Here is a 16,156-nt window from a genome sequence, read left to right as displayed (position 1 = left end):
CGGCATTAGGCATAATGCTTGCCTTTTTTGCGCACGATGCAGGTACACCTTCATGAAAGCCCAAGCCCGCCACATCCTGGTCAAGACCGCTGCCGAGGCCGAGCAGCTGAAACAGCGCCTGGCCAAGGGCGAGGCTTTCGATGTGCTGGCCAGGAAGTTCTCCACCTGCCCTTCCGGCAAACGTGGCGGCGACCTGGGCGAAGTGCGCCCAGGGCAGATGGTGGGCGCCATCGACCAGGTGATTTTCAAGAAGGCACTGCGCGAGATACACGGGCCGGTCAAGAGCAAGTTCGGTTATCACCTGGTGCAGGTGTTCTACCGCGACTGAGTTGCCCTACAGTAGTCGCAACTCAGCCAACTCCAGCAGGGTGAAATAGCCACTGCCCCAGCCGCCGGTATCCAGGTGCCAGACATTGCCGAGCACCTTGGCCTTGAGCAGGGGTGTATGCCCCACCAGCAATGCACGCAGGCCCGCCACCTGGCGGTCGTCATCCTCACGCAGGCGCCGTCGCGACCACTGGCACACCTCCCGCACCTGGGGGTCGTCGCCTGCCAAAAGATTCGAACGCAACACCGACCAATCGTCGAACGGGCTGTCGGCATGCAGCAGCCCTACCCGCCCTGCCACTGTCTGCACCTCCAAGGCCAGCGGCATCTGCACAAAGGCCTCGACGAATCGTTCCTGTTCAGCCCTGGGCAGGTCGATGAACCAGCCGCCGCCTGCTGCGCGGTACATCTGCAGATCGAGGCGGCCGCCGCGCACCAGGTTTACCGCCAACGCTTCATGGTTACCCTGCACGGCATGGAACCAGGGCTTGGCCAACCACGCCAGCGCCTGCTCGCTGCCAGGCCCACGGTCGACCAGGTCACCGACACTGAACAGCCGGTCGACGGCCGGGTCGAAGCCCACCTCGTCCAGGCGCTGCTGCAAGCGCTGGAAGTGGCCATGGATATCGCCCACCGCCAGGTCGCGCCCTCTGTCGTTGGCGGCTACCTGCTCAAACCGAGCCATCACGTTGTCCTCTGCTGCCTGCCCAGCGCCCGGCGCAGGACGGGCGCGTGGTGCCTGTTCCCGGAAACGCACTGTGCGCTGCGTCCTCGCCAGTGCCGTACTCATGAGCCTGACCCGCAACAGCATGGCACAAGGCACCTATCGCCAGGTAATATCCTCGCCGCTCGTATCGGCCAAGGATGGACACCTGTGAAGTACCTGCTGCTGGCACTGGCCAGCTATGCCTCGACCTACTATTTCGTCGGCCTGTTGATCCGGGGTCGGCTGGTCGATCTCGCCGAAGGCTTGCGGCACCACCCTGGCGCCCCGCCCAAGGCCCGGTATTTTCGTGAAGTACAGGCCCATGCGCAGCAAGCCCGCGTGCACTACAGCCTGTTCGTCGGCAGCGTGCTGACAGTGCTGTTGTGCGCACTGGCCTGGTGGCTTGGCTAGAAGCCAAGCGTCAGGCTTTCACGCCCTTCAAGCGCCAACAGGTACTGCTTGGCCGACAAGCCACCGGCAAAACCAGTGAGCCCGCCCGAGGCGCCAATCACCCGGTGGCAGGGGGCGATGATCGAGATAGGGTTGCGCCCGTTGGCCGCCCCCACTGCCCGCACCGCCTTTGGGTTGCCGAGCTGATGGGCGATCTCGCTGTAGCTGCGGGTCTCGCCGAAGGGAATGGTCAGCAAGGCTGCCCATACCTGGCGCTGGAATTCGGTGCCGACAAAGTCCAGGGGCAGCTCGAAGCGTCGACGCTGCCCTGCGAAGTACTCGCCCAACTGCCGTACGGTTTCCAGCAGTACCGGGTGGCGGTCATCGCGCTGCAGCTCGCCCAGGCGCACGCGGTTCTTCCGCTCCTGCTCCCAGAGCACCGCCGCCAGGCAATCGCCACGCGCCACCAGCGTGAGCACGCCAACAGGCGATTGCATAAGGGTAAAGACAGAGGACATCACCGGTTCCTGTCGGCAAAAGCGAGCGGTGCACGTTACCGGAACCGCCCTAGGCTTGCACCCCTGCCCGGTGATCAGCTCCCCGGATTGGCGTAGGCCTCCTGAAAGAAATAGTCTTTCCAGGACGCGGCCTTGTTCTTCAGCACGCCCAGTTCATGCAGCTTCTGGGCATAGATGAAGGTGCGCTGCGGCGATACGGTGAAGTCGTTTTCCGGGTCTTCGATGATCTTGCGCACGAAGTCCAGCGGCAGCTTGGAGTTCTCCACACGGATGTAGGTTTCGGCGGCAGCGGCCTTGTCTGCCTTGATGATCTGCTCGGCCTCCACCAGTGCGTCGTAGAACGCCTTGTAGGTCTTGGGGTTCTGATCGTGGAATTTCTCGGTGGCATAGAGCACGTTGAAGGTGGCCTGGCCGCCAAGGATGTCGTAGCTGCTGATCAGCTTGTGCACCTTGGGGTTCTCCAGCGCCTGGTACTGGAACGGCGGGCTGGAGAAGTGCGTGGTGATTTCCGAGCCGCCCTTGATCAGCGCGGCGGTGGCATCCGGATGCGGCAGGCTGACGGAAATCTTGTCGAAACGCTGGAAGTCGGCATTGCCATACAGCTTGGCGGTTTCGATCTGCAGGGTGCGTGACTGGAAGCCAACCCCTGCTGCCGGGACGGCGATGCGGTCTTTCTCCGACAGGTCCTTCAGCGTCTTGACCTCCTCACGGTTGCTCAGCACGTAGCCGGGCAGCGAGCCAAGTGCGGCTACGGCCTTGACGTTCTGCCGTCCCAAGGTGCGGTCCCAGACCGTAAGCATGGGCGGCACCCCTGCCGAGACCACATCGATAGCCCCCGCCAGCAAGGCTTCGTTCATGGCCGTGGCACCGGAAATGGTCCGCCACTCGACCTCTACATTGTCCAGGCCCTGCGCCTTGGCGTGCTTCTCGATCAGTTGCTGGTCCTTGACCACGTGCAGCACGAGGTAGCCGATGCCGAACTGCTGGGCGATGCTGATCTTGCCTTCGGCATGGGCTGCCAAGGGCAAGGCCAGCATGCCAAGCAGGCCCAGTGTAGTGGCGAGGCGGTTGTGTTTCATGATGCGCTCCGGAAGTGTTGTGTGGCGGTCTGTTGCCAGGAAGACGGAACCCGTCAGACAAGCGCGGATAGTATCGATATAAAAAATTCGATTTAAATACCAATTATGCATATGCATATGGCCACCCGCGGTATCGGAGTCGCCAGGCGAAAACCGCACCCTGGTCCATCATGCACAACAGGCCCCATAGCGGGCGGGCAGTTTGATCCCGCACATGCTCAATTTCTGTTCGAACGCCTGAGGCGTCTACCAGCAAGGACCCCGCTAGAGGTAGAAGTAATAGCTCTCCGGCGTGACAGAGCTTAAACTACGTGGATTCTCTATACGCCCCGAGAAATTAGTGCATGATAAAAAACATTCAATATCTGAGATTTCTTGCCGCCGCCCTTGTTGTATTAGCGCACTCAAATTTGCAAATTTATGGAATCAATGGAGCTTCAACAAACCTTGGCGGCTTCGGCGTCGATATATTTTTCATTATTAGCGGCTTTATCATGCCGTACATTATATACGGGGGCTTGTACACAGAATCCCCCACCGCTACCATGGGAGCTGCTGGATTCCTGTGGCGAAGGATTACCCGAATCTGGCCCATGTACTTCATAACCATCGCGTGCGTGATAGTCATCTCCTACGCTGTGGGCTCTGGATTTATCCCAAACGTAACTGCCGACCTTGCTTACATATTCAACCCCTCGAAGGCCAATCCGTTATGGGTTTTCGAGACACTGACATTCACGCACTGGTCTCGACCACCCGTGCTAGGCATTGGTTGGACTTTACAAGTCGAATTCTTATTCTACGTTTCAATAGCTGCCGTCCTGCTCTTCAGGGTGAATACTCTAGCAGGTATGGAGGCAGGCATCCTTTCATTTTTCTTCCTCACTTTATTGTTAAGCTCGCACTCAGAGGTCGCAAGCGCATTTGCCAACCCCATGATATTCGAATTCATGCTAGGCTTTTTCTTGTACAGAATCGTATCCAGCAACGTCACCATGAATAAGAATATCGCCATATTTATTCTCGCAATCTCAGCGCCAGCATTGCTCGCAATAGAACTGAGCGGCGCCATCAAGCTCAGCGGGACAATCTATCGACCGGTAGCATGGGGAGTGCCGGCATTCTTTCTCGTATGGGCAGCATTGAGCCTAGAACAGTACACTAAGGATTCAAAGATCTTTTCACTACTTGGCGATGCATCATACAGCCTGTACTTGACACACGGATTCATATCCCCACTTTTTGTTTTCATTTGGATCAGCTTTGGCTTGGCTGACACCATTCCATGGTGGATATACTTGCCCCTCTACTTTGCCGTCTGCCAGGGCATCGGAGTAGTTGCCCATCTATATGTGGAAAAACCTATAAACAACTCCATCCGTAAAATTTTCAGGAAGAAACCGAAATGCGCTACAGCCTGATCACTCTAGCTTTCACCGCTATCAATGCAAATGCAGCTGTAGCTGTAGCTCCAGACGGGGCAAAGATTCAGCCAGAGTTCACCACCTGCGAATATCTCGAATGTGGACACTATGTTTCATCGAAGTTCTACATGCAAGAAAGATATCTCAGCGGGGGAGCCGTCAGAGGCGAGACGTTTTTCGCCAACCCAAGCACAGAGCGGACTTACAAGACCGCCTTCAAGCCGAACAAAATTTTATCCATATACAACCATACCACTGGACAGTTCTATCGACCCGGAGAGGATTATATTGAGACCAGCTCCGGATTCGCCATCCCAGATGGATCGAAGATAAAATTCGCCCCCGAGGGGTTCGTCGAATCCATTTCACCTGACGATCAGAAGAACTATGGCGTGCGCCTCACCACAGAGTACCAGGGCTATCAGTACTCTGTTGACTATTTAACCGCTGAGAAATTCAAGACGGAAAGTTATGGGTCGCTAGGAAACTTCTCGAAGAAACTTGGAAGCCAGCCCGTAAGCATAACCTTTTTTGGCGACTCAATCACAGACGGCGCAAACGCTACAGGTAGCGACGCACCCCCTCATCAACCTGGCTATGCAGGACTCATTGCAGCAAGACTAAGTGAACTGTACCCGATGTTGATCAAATCCCGTAACAACTCTGTAGGTGGATGGAGCGCGATTAACGCCACCGCCTCCGTAGAGTACCGAGTTAATGACCGGCCTTCAGATCTTGTCATTCTTGCCTTTGGCATGAATGACGGCGGCGGATACAGCCCCAAGGAATACCGTAAACATTTGAAGTACGTCATTGACGCCATCAGGGCCAAGCAACCAGATACGGCAATATTGCTTGTTAGTCCTACCCGAGCAAATCCCGCGTCAATCATCCAAAAACCCGAGTATATCGACGGATATATACCTGAGCTGGCTGCTCTTGCCAAAGAGTACAAGTCCGTTGCGACTGTAAACATGACCGCTGTATGGGACAGATTATTATTGAATAAAAACTACTACGACATCACCGGGAATGGCCTTAATCATCCGAACGACTTTGGTCACCGCATCATTGCCGAGGTTGTGCTGAATGCGATCTTAGAACCATAAGCAATCCCCTGTGGCGTCGGTTTGCCTCTGCCGGCGCCATCATACTTTCTCCAAGTTATTCTCGTTGCGGTATACGACGCCGGCAGGTGCTCCGCCTGGCCGACCTGAGAAAGCTGGCCTCGACGTCAGCGTATCCCATCAGCCCGTTTGTCTTGCCGCCAAGCAAAGGTGGGCTGTGGATCAACGAGCCAAGTGTTACAATCCGCTACTTAAAACCAGCGTTGAAGGCGCTGAGAATCCGTGAGCGCCGCCAGTACGACACCCGCTACACCTACGCAACCAGGTGCCTGATGGCTGGGATGAACCCCACGTTCATCGCAAACCAGCTCGGCCACAGCGTCGAGACGTTGCTCTCTACCTACACAAAATGGATCAGCTCCTCCTCGGACTGGAGGGAGCTGGAGAAGCTGCCGCGTCGAATCGAATTGGCCCAAGATTGGCCCAAATCCAGCGACATGGCTAAATACACCTCTGGAAGCCCCGCAGGACAAGCACTTGATTTCTACAGCTAACATCACGATGCAGTTCGGCGCCAAGCCGCTGTTCGAGAACGTCTCGGTCAAATTCAACAACGGCAACCGCTATGGCCTGATCGGCGCCAACGGCTGCGGCAAGTCGACTTTCATGAAGATCCTGGGTGGCGACCTGGAGCCGTCAGCAGGCCAGGTGATGCTCGAGCCGAACACCCGCCTGGGCAAGCTGCGCCAGGACCAGTTCGCCTATGAAGAATTCACCGTGATCGACACCGTCATCATGGGCCACGGCCAGCTGTGGAAGGTCAAGGCCGAGCGCGACCGTATCTATTCGCTGCCGGAAATGACCGAAGAAGACGGCATGGCCGTCGCCGAACTGGAAACCGAGTTCGCCGAAATGGACGGCTACACCGCAGAATCCCGCGCTGGCGAGCTGCTGCTGGGCCTGGGTATTCCACTGGAACAGCATTTCGGCCCGATGAGCGAAGTGGCGCCCGGCTGGAAACTGCGCGTGCTGCTGGCCCAGGCGCTGTTCTCCGACCCGGACGTGCTGCTGCTGGACGAGCCCACCAACCACCTGGACATCAACACCATCCGCTGGCTGGAAAACATCCTCACCGCGCGCAACAGCACCATGGTGATCATTTCCCACGACCGTCACTTCCTCAACAGCGTCTGCACCCACATGGCCGACCTGGACTACGGCGAGTTGCGCCTGTTCCCAGGCAACTACGACGAGTACATGACCGCTGCCACCCAGTCGCGCGAGCAACTGCTGGCCGACAACGCCAAGAAGAAAGCGCAGATTGCCGAGCTGCAGACCTTCGTCAGCCGTTTCTCGGCCAACGCCTCGAAAGCCAAGCAGGCCACCTCGCGCGCCAAGCAGATCGACAAGATCCAGTTGGCCGAGGTCAAGCCTTCGAGCCGGGTCAGCCCGTTCATTCGCTTCGAGCAGAACAAGAAGCTGCACCGCCAGGCCTTGACCGTCGAGAAAATGAGCAAGGCCTTCGACGACAAGGTGCTGTTCAAGGACTTCAGCTTCACCATCGAAGCTGGCGAGCGCGTGGCCATCATCGGCCCCAACGGCATCGGCAAGACCACCCTGCTGCGCACCCTGGTCGGTGAGATGACCCCGGACAAGGGCGCAGTGAAATGGACCGACAGCGCCGAAGTGGGCTACTACGCCCAGGACCATGCCCACGATTTCGAGGATGACGTGTCGCTGTTCGACTGGATGGGCCAGTGGACCCAAGGCGAGCAAGTGATCCGCGGCACCCTGGGGCGCATGCTGTTCTCCAACGACGAGATCCTCAAGTCGGTCAAGGTGATCTCCGGTGGCGAACAAGGCCGCATGCTGTTCGGCAAGCTGATCCTGCAAAAGCCCAACGTGCTGGTGATGGACGAACCGACCAACCACCTGGACATGGAGTCGATCGAGGCGCTGAACCTGGCGCTGGAGAACTACCCGGGCACCCTGCTGTTCGTCAGCCATGACCGCGAGTTCGTCTCCTCGCTGGCCACCCGCATCATCGAGCTTTCCGCCGATGGCGTGGTCGACTTCAGCGGCACCTACGACGACTACCTGCGCAGCCAGGGCGTGGTGGTCTGATAAACCTTGGGGCCGCTTTGCGGCCCTTTCGCAGCACAAGGCCGCTCCCACAGGCACAGCGCCGCTCTCGAGGCCAGCGCTAAACCTGTGGGCGCGGCCTTTTGCCGCGTAAGGGCTGCGTAGCAGCCGCAATCAAGCAATCTGAACGTTCAGGTTGCTCGAATTGGAGCCCAACGTACTGGCGTCGTCTTTCGGCACCACATACCCCTCGCCCTCACCTACCGCCGTGCGGTAGTAGCTCACCACTGACTCGTCGATGGCTTCGGCATTCGTGGTTTTCTTCAGGCCGTAGACGTTGCCGCTCGCATCCTTGGCCTTGATGCTGTCAGGCGCCCCGCTGACGATATCCTCCAACGTACCCGACACAGGCCCACCCGAGCTGGGCGCGATGGTCATGCGGGCGTTGTTGCCCTCGATATAGCTGACGTCATAGAACGTCTGCTTGCCCTCTACCCCACCGTTGAATTTCACCTCGCCGAGCGTGACATGGGCACCCTCGCCGTCAGTGGTACGGAAATTACCCGACCAGCCTTCGGGGAAGGATTGGCTCAGCGTTTCACCGGGTTTGAGGGTGATCGACGCAATGGCGGGCTGGCCGGCGTTGCCCGTGAATACGACCGTCATCGGCGTATCACGCTTGTTGGTGAAGTTCAGCGTGTTCGCCTTGGAGGTATCGACTGGAGGCTTGGTGGTGTCTTGCGCTTCGGTCGGCGCAGGCTGCTGTCTTTCCTGCGTTGCAGCTGGCACAGGTGCCGGTTCGCCACCCTCGGGCGGTATCGGCCCAGGCGCCGCCGCGCTGGCGGGCTCACCCGGCGGCATCATCGGTTTCATGACATCCAGCTCGGCCTGGAAATGCTGCGCAAGGGCCTCGTTGCCCGAGGCCTTGGCCTGGTCGCGCGCCTGCTCGCGCCGGTTCCACTCATTCTTCCATGCGCCACTGAGCGCGGCATCGAACGCGGCGCCATTGTCTGTTTGCTTCGGTGTCGCAATATTCCCAACGCTTTCAACTGCCATGGCCCAATCCCTCAGCAACGTCAAGTAAGGGTTGAACCTAACCACAGGTGCTGCTGAAGCTGTTGTGAAAAAACGCGAAATCGAAGGGCATCGGGCATTTCCCAGCCAAGCAGAGCCCAATATTGGAGGCCAACTAATGAGCCAAATCAGCGGGCGACTTTCGGCATCCCCCTAAGGCTCTTCCCTATTTCCGTGCCAGCCATTAGCCTTCGCCACGCGAGTTGGACAACCCCACTATCCCCTGCTTGTATCTACGTTCTACACGCAGATGCAAATCGTACGACTTCGTACAGGGACCCGGACGAGGAACGCGACGATGACCCACACCGTCATGATGGTATTCGGCACCCGCCCCGAAGCAATCAAGATGGCCCCTCTGGCCCGGGTGCTGCGTGAATGGCCAGGCATCGACCTGCATATCTGCTCCACCGGCCAACACCGGGAAATGCTCGAGCAGGTGCTCACCGCCTTCGGCCTGAGCGTCGACCAGGATCTCAAGGTGATGACCCAGAACCAGACCCTCAACGGTCTGTCGCGTGACCTGCTGGACAAGCTCGACAAAGCCTTCGAGCAGGTAAAGCCAGATATCGTGCTGGTGCACGGCGACACCACCACCAGCTTCATCGCCGGCCTGGCAGCGTTCCACCGGCACATCCCCATCGGTCACGTCGAGGCGGGCCTGCGCACCGGCAACCTGCAGCAGCCCTGGCCGGAGGAAGCCAACCGGCGCCTGACCGGCGTGCTCGCCGACCTACACTTCGCCCCCACCACCAAGTGCCGCGACAACCTGCTGCGCGAAGGCGTACCCCTGGAGCACATCGAGGTCACCGGCAACACGGTGATCGACGCCCTGCTGTGGATGCGCAAGCACTTGGACGACGCCCACTGGCAGCCGGCTGCCGACTCTCCCCTCGCTGCGCTGACCGATGGTCAGCGGATGGTCCTGATCACCGGCCACCGCCGCGAGAATTTCGGCGCCGGCTTCGAGCGTATCTGCCTGGCCCTCGCCGAGCTTGCCCTGCGCTACCCCGACGTGCAGTTCGTCTACCCGGTGCACCTCAACCCGCAGGTACAGAAGGCCGTGTACAGCGTGCTGTCCGGGCGCGACAACATTCACCTGGTGGCCCCGCAGGACTACCCGCATTTCGTCTGGTTGATGAACCGCGCGCACATCATCCTTACCGACTCCGGCGGCGTGCAGGAAGAAGCACCGGCGCTGGGCAAGCCGGTGCTGGTACTGCGCAAGGTCACCGAGCGGCCCTCGGCGCTCGAGGGCGGTACGGTCAAGCTGGTAGGCACCCTCACCGAACGCATCGTGCGTGAAACCAGCCAACTGCTCGACGACCCCGAGGCCTACGCACGCATGGCGCGGGTCCATACCCCGTTCGGCGATGGCCACGCCAGCGAGCACATTGCCCAACGCTTGGAACGCTGGTTCGCGGAACGCGACATGGGTAGAAACGACGCATGAGCCTTGCGGTCATCGATGCCCTCACCTATGTGCTGTTCGGACTGAAGATCCTTGCAATCACCCTTGCCACGCTGATGTTCGTGCTGGGCCTGGACGACCTGTTCATCGACGTGTGCTATTGGGTCCGGGCCCTGGTGCGGCGTTTTCGCATCTACGACAAGCACAGCAAGGCCGATGAGAAGCGCCTGTACGAAGTGCCGGAAAAGCCCCTGGCAATCATGGTGCCGGCCTGGAACGAGGTGGGCGTGGTTGGCGAGATGGCGCGCCTGGCGGCGTCGACGATCGACTACGAGAACTACCAGATCTTCGTCGGCACCTACCCGAACGATCCGCAGACCCAGGCCGACGTCGACGCCGTGTGCCTGCACTACCCCAACGTGCACAAGGTGGTATGCGCCCGCCCCGGCCCCACCTCCAAGGCCGACTGTCTGAACAACATCATCGACGCCATCCTGCGGTTCCAGCAGGATGCGCGGATCCAGTTCGCCGGCTTCATCCTGCATGACGCCGAGGACGTGATCTCGCCCATGGAGCTGCGGCTGTTCAACTACCTGCTGCCGGCCAAGGACATGATCCAGATCCCGGTGTACCCCTATGCGCCGGAATGGAAAGGTTTCACCGCCGGGCACTACGTGGACGAGTTTGCCGAGAACCACGGCAAGGACGTCATTGTGCGCGAGGCGCTGACCGGCCAGGTGCCCAGCGCAGGGGTCGGTACCTGCTTCAGCCAGCGCGCCATCGATGCCCTGCTGGAGGACGGCGACGGTATCGCCTTCGACGTACAGAGCCTGACCGAGGACTACGACATCGGTTTTCGCCTGAAGCACAAAGGCATGAAGTGCATCTTCGCCCGCTATTCGATCAGCGACCCGAGCCTGGCGCTCAAACAGGAATGGCGCTTTGGCATGAGTCGCGCGTTTTCCCAGGTGATCTGCGTACGCGAGCATTTCCCGCGTGATTGGCAACACGCCATCCGGCAGAAATCGCGGTGGATCGTCGGCATTGTGTTCCAGGGCACCACCAACCTGGGTTGGAGCCGCACCGGGGCGCTCAACTACTTTCTCTGGCGCGACCGCCGCGGCCTGTTCGCCTACCTGCTGAGTTTCCTGGTCAACCTGTTGCTGCTGGTGCTGCTGGTGATGTGGCTGGTGACCGTGATTGCCCCGGACTCGTGGCGCTTCATGTCGATTCTCGGCGACAGCCAGCTGCTGTCCATCCTGCTCTGGCTCAACGGCCTGCTGCTGCTCAACCGCCTGTTCCAGCGTTTCTGGTTCGTCACCCGCTTCTATGGCATCGGCGAGGGGCTGCTGTCGGCCCCACGGATGATGTGGAGCAACTTCGTCAACTTCTTCGCCAACATACGTGCCCTGCGCCAGGTGCTGGCCATGGGTGACTCGCGGCGCGTTGCCTGGGACAAGACCACCCATGAATTCCCCGCCATCGCAGCCCCTGCCCGCACGCCGCTGGGTCAGCGCCTGCTGGCCAAGGGGCTGATCAACGAACAGCAACTGCACGAAGCCATCACCAGCCCGGTGCGGCGACGCCTGGGCCGCGAACTGTTGCTGCGCGGCTGGCTGAACAGCGAGCAACTGGCCGAGGCGCTGGCCGAACAATTCGACCTGCCCTGGGCACCGCTCAACCCGTTCAAGCTCGACCCTGCGCTGATCGCCCTGCTGCCGCGTCGTCTGGCGACCCACTATGGCGTGCTGCCGGTGGCAGAGGACGGCAAGACTCTGGTACTGGCCAGTGAAACGCCCGTCAGCCAAGTCTCGCTGGGCGTGATAAGCCGCCAGCTCAAACGCCCGGTCAAATGCCGACTGGCGCCCCAAGGCCGCGTGGCACTAGGACTGAGCTATCACTACCCGAGCCCCTGGCAGAAACCGGAAACCCGGGAGATGCTCAGCGTGCTGGAGCGCCACCAGGACGATGCCGAGCTGCTGGAGCAGGTCAGCCACCACCAGGTCATGCTCGGTTCGCTGTTGCAGGTGCGAGGCATGGTGCCGGTAGCGCTGTTCAACCAGGCGCTGATCGACTTCAACCCCGAACGCATGACCCTGGGCGAGCACCTCATCGCCCGCGGCATCATCACCGACGAGGTACTGCAAGAAGCCCTCGCCGAGCAGGCCAGCGAACAGCAGGCCGCCTATGACCTGATTCGGGAGGTGGCATGAAGCCGCGCGTTCCCCTGACCCTCGCGGGGATGCTGTACCTGGCTACGCTGCCGGCCCTGGCCGCCGAGCCCATGAGCGACTTCCAGCGTTTCACCAGCTACCCGTTCATGGAGCGCAGTTACCGCGAGGCGAAGAACAACAACTGGGCCGAGGTAGAACGCCTGACCCGCCATGTGCTCGACCGCGTGCCCAACAACGACGAGGCCCGCACTTTGCTGGCAGAAGCCCTGGCCAAGCAAGGGCGCTACAAAGAGGCCCAGGCAACCGCCGAGCAACTGGGCGAAACCCCGGCGCAGGCCGACGCGCTGCTGGAGCTGCGCCTGGCCTGGATAGAACGCGACCCACCGCCGGCCGACCAGGTCGAAAGCTGGATCGCCTCCAGCACCGGGCAGCGCCGCCAACGCCTGTGGCAAGCCTATAGCCTGAGCCTGGCCAAATCCCAAGGTCCGGACCGCGCACTGCAATGGCTCAGCAGCCTTCCAGCACAGGACGATGGCCTGGTACTGCGCGTGACCCGTGCCATCTTTGCCGAGCGGCTGCGCGACTGGGGCCAGGCCATTTCGCAACTGCAACCTTTGGCCGACCAGGGCACCCTGCCAGCCGAGCAATGGCCACGCCTGGCCAACGCCTATGTGCAGCAGCTGGACGACCCGGGCCTGGAAAAATTGCTACCCAGCGCCCCCTCCTCCGAGGCCGCCAACGACGCACGCCTGGCCATGGCCAACCGCGCCATCGCGGTCGGCCGCCAGCGCCAGGCCGAGCGCTGGTTGCGCAGCCTGCCCGAGGCGCTTCGGGAAAACCCGCAGCAGCGCCAGCAACTGTGGGAGCTGGCACGCAACGGCGACGACGTGGCCCTGGTGCGGCGCCTGAGCAACGCCCTGGAGCGCCCGTGCCTGGAGATCGTCGACTGGCTGTCGCAGCGCGACCCGGCCCAGGCCCGCGAACAGTTCGCTGCCTGCCAGGCCCAGGAAAACCCCCGCGCCTACGCGGTGCTCAAGCAGCGCTTGTACGGCGACCCGCCGCAGGCCGCACTGCCGCGCACCGCTGCGCAATGGGAGCGCCGCTACCGTCAGACCGGCGACCTGGCAGCACTGGAGCAGACCACGTTCATGCTGCTCGAAGAGGGCCAGGCCGAGCGTGCCCGAGTGTTGCTGGAACACGCCTACGACCGCCGTCAGGGCCGTCTGAGCCGCTCGCTGCTGCAACGCCTGGGTGCGCTCTATGCAAGAAACGACGGCCCGCTGGACACGCCACGCATGCTGAGGCTGATCCCCGGTGTCGACGCCCCGACCCGTGGCCTGTTGCTCGGCCGCCTGGCCGAGGCTGGCCAGTGCGCCGCCGTGCGCCAGGCAGTACCCGCCAACCCCAGCGAGGCCGGCCAATACCGCGCCCTGGGCCGCTGCGCCATGCCCGACCAGCCCGGCGAGGCCGTGGTTTATTACCAGGCTGCCGAACGCCTGGGCGATCGCAGCAGCCGACTGCCCCTGGCCTATGCCCTGGAAGCCGCCGGCGACTCCGCCTCGGCCCAACCGATCTGGCGCAACCTGCGCAGCGACGAGTGGACCGACAATGCCCGCCTGACCGCCGCTCGCGGTGCCCTCACCCTGGGTGACGCCGGTACGGCCCGCCAATACTGGCAAGCTGCCAAAAAGCAAAGCGCCGACGACTGGGCCTTGGGCGCTGCGATTGCCCAACGCCAGGGTGATAGCGCCCAAGCCTTGGCCCTTCAGCGCGAGGCGCTCAGGCACAACCCCCAAGCCGAGCACTTCTACGCCGCGGCCACCACTGCCCAGCAGGCCGGCGACAACGCCCAGAGCACCGCCTGGCTGGCCGAGGCCGTGCGCCTGGCCCCTGACCAGCCACGTTATCGCGCCGACTACGGCATGCGCCTGGCCAGTGCTCGCGACAAGCAGGTACGCCGCCAGTCCATCCCTTACCTGCAGCGCGCCACCCGCGACTTCCCCGAGGACTACCGCCTGGGCGAAACCCTGGCGCTGCGCTACGACGAAGTCGAAAACAGCGCTGCAGCACGTCGCGAACTGCGCCGGGTGATCGACGTGGAACGCAACGTGGTCGATGGCGACGACGAATACGGCAGCCTGGAAGCGCGCATGTACCGCCAGCGCCGCGCCCACGAGGCGCTGTCTCGACGTGACACCGTGACCTTGGCCAGCACCTGGTCGCCAGCCGGCATCTCGACCATCGATCGCTTGCTCGATGACGACGCCCCACGTCGCGCCCAGTCGCAGAACGTGCAGACGGCCATGTGGGACCATGCCCTGGGCGATGAGCCAAGCCGCAATGGCAGCACCGTGTCGGTGTACGGGCGGGTGCTGTTTGGCGCCGAGGGCCGCAGCAACTACGGGCAAAGCATGGGGACCGGGGTAGGCCTGCGCTTCAAGCCCTTCGGCCAGGCCAACCTCAACCTCTATACCGAGCTGTACCACCAACGCCAGGTCGAGCTCGAACACTACAAACGCATGCGCCTGGGCGAACTGGCCAGCCCGGCCAAGGTCAGCAACAACTGGAGCAAGCTGCGCAACCACGCAAGTTCACGCAACGACCTGCTGCTGCGCGCCACTGCATCGGTCCTCGACCAGGGCGACTGGCGCAACGACTGGCGTATCGACGAAGACCAGTGGAACGAGCGCTTCCTTTACCTCGACGCCGCCTGGTGGACGCGCGCCGGCGACCATGCCTGGCTGTCACGCTACCAACAAGGTCATGCCTGGAAGCTGCCGGTGGGCTCGCCGCAGACCCTCATGCCCTACGGCTTTCTCGAGTTCGCCAGCCAAGACCCGGAAAACGACTGGCGCCAAGACCTGCGCACCGGCGTAGGCCTGCGCTGGCAATGGTGGTTCGACGATGACCGCTACAACGCCTATCGCGGCTCGCTCAAGGTGCGCGCCGAGTACCAGCAGGGCCTCGGTGGCAACCTGTACGAGCGCGCCAACGGCATGCTGCTGGGTGTGGAGATGACCTTCTGATGCGCACGTTTCTGGCAATCTGCTTGCTTGTCCTGTGCCTGCCGGCGACGGCCGACCAGCGCCTGTTCTACCAACCCCTGAACCGCGACGAGAGCATCACCCCCGCGCAGTGGCAGCAACTGTGGCGCGACACCGTGGCGCAAGGTGGCAAGACCTTGATCGTGCAGTGGAGCGCCCATGGCGACAGCACCTTCGGCGGCGCGCGAGGTTGGCTGGCAGAAAGCCTGCGCCAGGCCCGCGCCCAAGGGCTGGAACTGGTGCTCGGGCTGTACATGGACCCGGCCTACTATCAGCGCCTGGAGGAGCTCGACAGCGCGGGGCTCAGCGCCTACTGGAAAGCCCAGCTGGGCCGCTCGCTGAGCCAGTACCAGCAAGTGCGTGCGGACTGGAACCTGGAAGTGGCCGGTTGGTACCTGCCCATGGAGCTGGACGATGTGCATTTGCGCGAAGCCGAGCGCCGCAGTGCCCTGTACAGCCACTTGCAAGCCTTCAACCGCCGCCTCGACAAGCCCTTGCATATCAGTGCCTTCAGTGCCGGGCAACTGGCGCCCCGAGTCAATGCACACTGGTTGGACCAATTGGCCGGCCTGGGGCTGGAGGTGTGGTGGCAGGATGGTGCCGGTACCGGACGCTTGCCCGCTGTGGTGCGCCAGGGTTATGAAAGCGCCTTGCCCTGTCGGGTAGGTATCGTACGCGAGGCGTTTCGCCAGGTCAGCGGCGAGGGCCAACCGTTCCGTGCAGAGCCTGCCGAACCGATCACAGGGGCCGGGTGCCATGCCGAGGCGGTGTTCGACCTGCGTTATCGGCCCTGGGCGCGAGGTGTACTGCCACGCAGTTGAGTTGCCTAGACTGGCCTCTTCGCGGGCACTGACAGACGA

14 protein-coding genes are annotated in these 16,156 nt (G+C 61.7%); 10 read left to right on the top strand and 4 right to left on the bottom strand.

Annotated features, from left to right (window positions below; translation table 11 throughout):
• Positions 1 to 52 precede the first annotated feature (52 nt).
• A complete protein-coding gene (locus RAC97_RS15495; RefSeq protein ID WP_375099359.1) occupies positions 53 to 328 on the top strand; it encodes a peptidylprolyl isomerase in 276 nt (91 codons plus the stop codon).
• 6 nt (positions 329 to 334) lie between these two features.
• Here the strand turns inward: RAC97_RS15495 and RAC97_RS15490 are convergent, their stop codons facing one another.
• The gene (locus RAC97_RS15490; RefSeq protein WP_375099358.1) at positions 335 to 1,012 is read right to left on the bottom strand and encodes a metallophosphoesterase; all 678 of its coding nucleotides are present in this window, start codon (positions 1,010 to 1,012) and stop codon (positions 335 to 337) included.
• Positions 1,013 to 1,201: 189 nt separating this feature from the next.
• Here RAC97_RS15490 and RAC97_RS15485 point away from each other — a divergent pair, with 189 nt between their 5' ends.
• Positions 1,202 to 1,444 carry a hypothetical protein gene (locus tag RAC97_RS15485; protein ID WP_375099357.1) on the top strand — a complete coding sequence of 81 codons (243 nt, stop codon included), beginning with the start codon at positions 1,202 to 1,204 and terminating at the stop codon, positions 1,442 to 1,444.
• Here RAC97_RS15485 and RAC97_RS15480 read toward each other — a convergent pair.
• Positions 1,441 to 1,941: a methylated-DNA--[protein]-cysteine S-methyltransferase gene (locus RAC97_RS15480; protein WP_375099356.1), complete on the bottom strand. Its 501-nt coding sequence runs from the start codon at positions 1,939 to 1,941 to the stop codon at positions 1,441 to 1,443. The two genes, RAC97_RS15485 and RAC97_RS15480, sit on opposite strands and share 4 nt — an antisense overlap.
• Before the next feature lie 74 nt (positions 1,942 to 2,015).
• Positions 2,016 to 3,020 carry an ABC transporter substrate-binding protein gene (locus RAC97_RS15475; RefSeq protein WP_375099355.1) on the bottom strand — a complete coding sequence of 335 codons (1,005 nt, stop codon included), beginning with the start codon at positions 3,018 to 3,020 and terminating at the stop codon, positions 2,016 to 2,018.
• Positions 3,021 to 3,364: 344 nt separating this feature from the next.
• Here RAC97_RS15475 and RAC97_RS15470 point away from each other — a divergent pair, with 344 nt between their 5' ends.
• The 4 genes from RAC97_RS15470 to RAC97_RS15455 all read left to right on the top strand — a co-directional run bounded on the left by RAC97_RS15470 (position 3,365) and on the right by RAC97_RS15455 (position 7,635).
• Positions 3,365 to 4,441 (top strand): acyltransferase family protein, encoded by a 1,077-nt coding sequence (locus RAC97_RS15470; RefSeq protein WP_375099354.1) that lies wholly within the window; start codon positions 3,365 to 3,367, stop codon positions 4,439 to 4,441.
• Positions 4,426 to 5,553: an SGNH/GDSL hydrolase family protein gene (locus RAC97_RS15465; protein ID WP_375099353.1), complete on the top strand. Its 1,128-nt coding sequence runs from the start codon at positions 4,426 to 4,428 to the stop codon at positions 5,551 to 5,553. Before RAC97_RS15470 ends, RAC97_RS15465 begins: the two co-directional genes overlap by 16 nt.
• A gap of 86 nt (positions 5,554 to 5,639) precedes the next feature.
• Entirely contained in the window at positions 5,640 to 6,065 is a 426-nt protein-coding gene (locus RAC97_RS15460) for an integrase (RefSeq protein WP_375099352.1), read from the top strand.
• Positions 6,049 to 7,635 carry an ABC-F family ATPase gene (locus RAC97_RS15455; protein ID WP_375099351.1) on the top strand — a complete coding sequence of 529 codons (1,587 nt, stop codon included), beginning with the start codon at positions 6,049 to 6,051 and terminating at the stop codon, positions 7,633 to 7,635. The genes RAC97_RS15460 and RAC97_RS15455 overlap by 17 nt, the downstream gene beginning before the upstream one ends.
• A gap of 132 nt (positions 7,636 to 7,767) precedes the next feature.
• On the opposite strand, the gene RAC97_RS15450 is transcribed toward RAC97_RS15455, so the two are convergent.
• Entirely contained in the window at positions 7,768 to 8,649 is an 882-nt protein-coding gene (locus tag RAC97_RS15450) for a hypothetical protein (protein ID WP_375099350.1), read from the bottom strand.
• Positions 8,650 to 8,965: 316 nt separating this feature from the next.
• Here RAC97_RS15450 and wecB point away from each other — a divergent pair, with 316 nt between their 5' ends.
• The 4 genes from wecB to RAC97_RS15430 are packed head-to-tail and all read left to right on the top strand — an operon-like array spanning position 8,966 to position 16,117.
• A complete protein-coding gene (gene wecB, locus RAC97_RS15445; protein WP_375099349.1) occupies positions 8,966 to 10,120 on the top strand; it encodes a non-hydrolyzing UDP-N-acetylglucosamine 2-epimerase in 1,155 nt (384 codons plus the stop codon).
• Positions 10,117 to 12,291 carry a cyclic di-3',5'-guanylate-activated glycosyltransferase NrfB gene (nrfB, locus tag RAC97_RS15440; RefSeq protein ID WP_375099348.1) on the top strand — a complete coding sequence of 725 codons (2,175 nt, stop codon included), beginning with the start codon at positions 10,117 to 10,119 and terminating at the stop codon, positions 12,289 to 12,291. Before wecB ends, nrfB begins: the two co-directional genes overlap by 4 nt.
• Complete coding sequence (locus RAC97_RS15435) at positions 12,288 to 15,278, top strand: tetratricopeptide repeat protein (RefSeq protein WP_375099347.1); 2,991 nt, start codon at positions 12,288 to 12,290, stop codon at positions 15,276 to 15,278. The genes nrfB and RAC97_RS15435 overlap by 4 nt, the downstream gene beginning before the upstream one ends.
• The gene (locus RAC97_RS15430) at positions 15,278 to 16,117 is read left to right on the top strand and encodes a DUF4434 family protein (protein ID WP_375099346.1); all 840 of its coding nucleotides are present in this window, start codon (positions 15,278 to 15,280) and stop codon (positions 16,115 to 16,117) included. Before RAC97_RS15435 ends, RAC97_RS15430 begins: the two co-directional genes overlap by 1 nt.
• The last annotated feature ends 39 nt before the right edge of the window (positions 16,118 to 16,156 follow it).

The organism is Pseudomonas sp. LS_2 (assembly GCF_042709235.1).
GTDB lineage: Bacteria > Pseudomonadota > Gammaproteobacteria > Pseudomonadales > Pseudomonadaceae > Aquipseudomonas.
This window is presented reverse-complemented; position numbering and strand designations above follow the sequence as displayed.

Bases quoted from the DNA above. Each gene is read 5' to 3' on its own strand.
- RAC97_RS15495 (WP_375099359.1), top strand. From the start codon at position 53: ATGAAAGCCCAAGCCCGCCACATCCTGGTCAAGACCGCTGCCGAGGCC.
- RAC97_RS15490 (WP_375099358.1), bottom strand. From the start codon at position 1,012: ATGGCTCGGTTTGAGCAGGTAGCCGCCAACGACAGAGGGCGCGACCTG.
- RAC97_RS15480 (WP_375099356.1), bottom strand. From the start codon at position 1,941: ATGTCCTCTGTCTTTACCCTTATGCAATCGCCTGTTGGCGTGCTCACG.
- RAC97_RS15475 (WP_375099355.1), bottom strand. From the start codon at position 3,020: ATGAAACACAACCGCCTCGCCACTACACTGGGCCTGCTTGGCATGCTG.
- RAC97_RS15470 (WP_375099354.1), top strand. From the start codon at position 3,365: ATGATAAAAAACATTCAATATCTGAGATTTCTTGCCGCCGCCCTTGTT.
- RAC97_RS15465 (WP_375099353.1), top strand. From the start codon at position 4,426: ATGCGCTACAGCCTGATCACTCTAGCTTTCACCGCTATCAATGCAAAT.
- RAC97_RS15450 (WP_375099350.1), bottom strand. From the start codon at position 8,649: ATGGCAGTTGAAAGCGTTGGGAATATTGCGACACCGAAGCAAACAGAC.
- wecB (WP_375099349.1), top strand. From the start codon at position 8,966: ATGACCCACACCGTCATGATGGTATTCGGCACCCGCCCCGAAGCAATC.
- nrfB (WP_375099348.1), top strand. From the start codon at position 10,117: ATGAGCCTTGCGGTCATCGATGCCCTCACCTATGTGCTGTTCGGACTG.
- RAC97_RS15435 (WP_375099347.1), top strand. From the start codon at position 12,288: ATGAAGCCGCGCGTTCCCCTGACCCTCGCGGGGATGCTGTACCTGGCT.
- RAC97_RS15430 (WP_375099346.1), top strand. From the start codon at position 15,278: ATGCGCACGTTTCTGGCAATCTGCTTGCTTGTCCTGTGCCTGCCGGCG.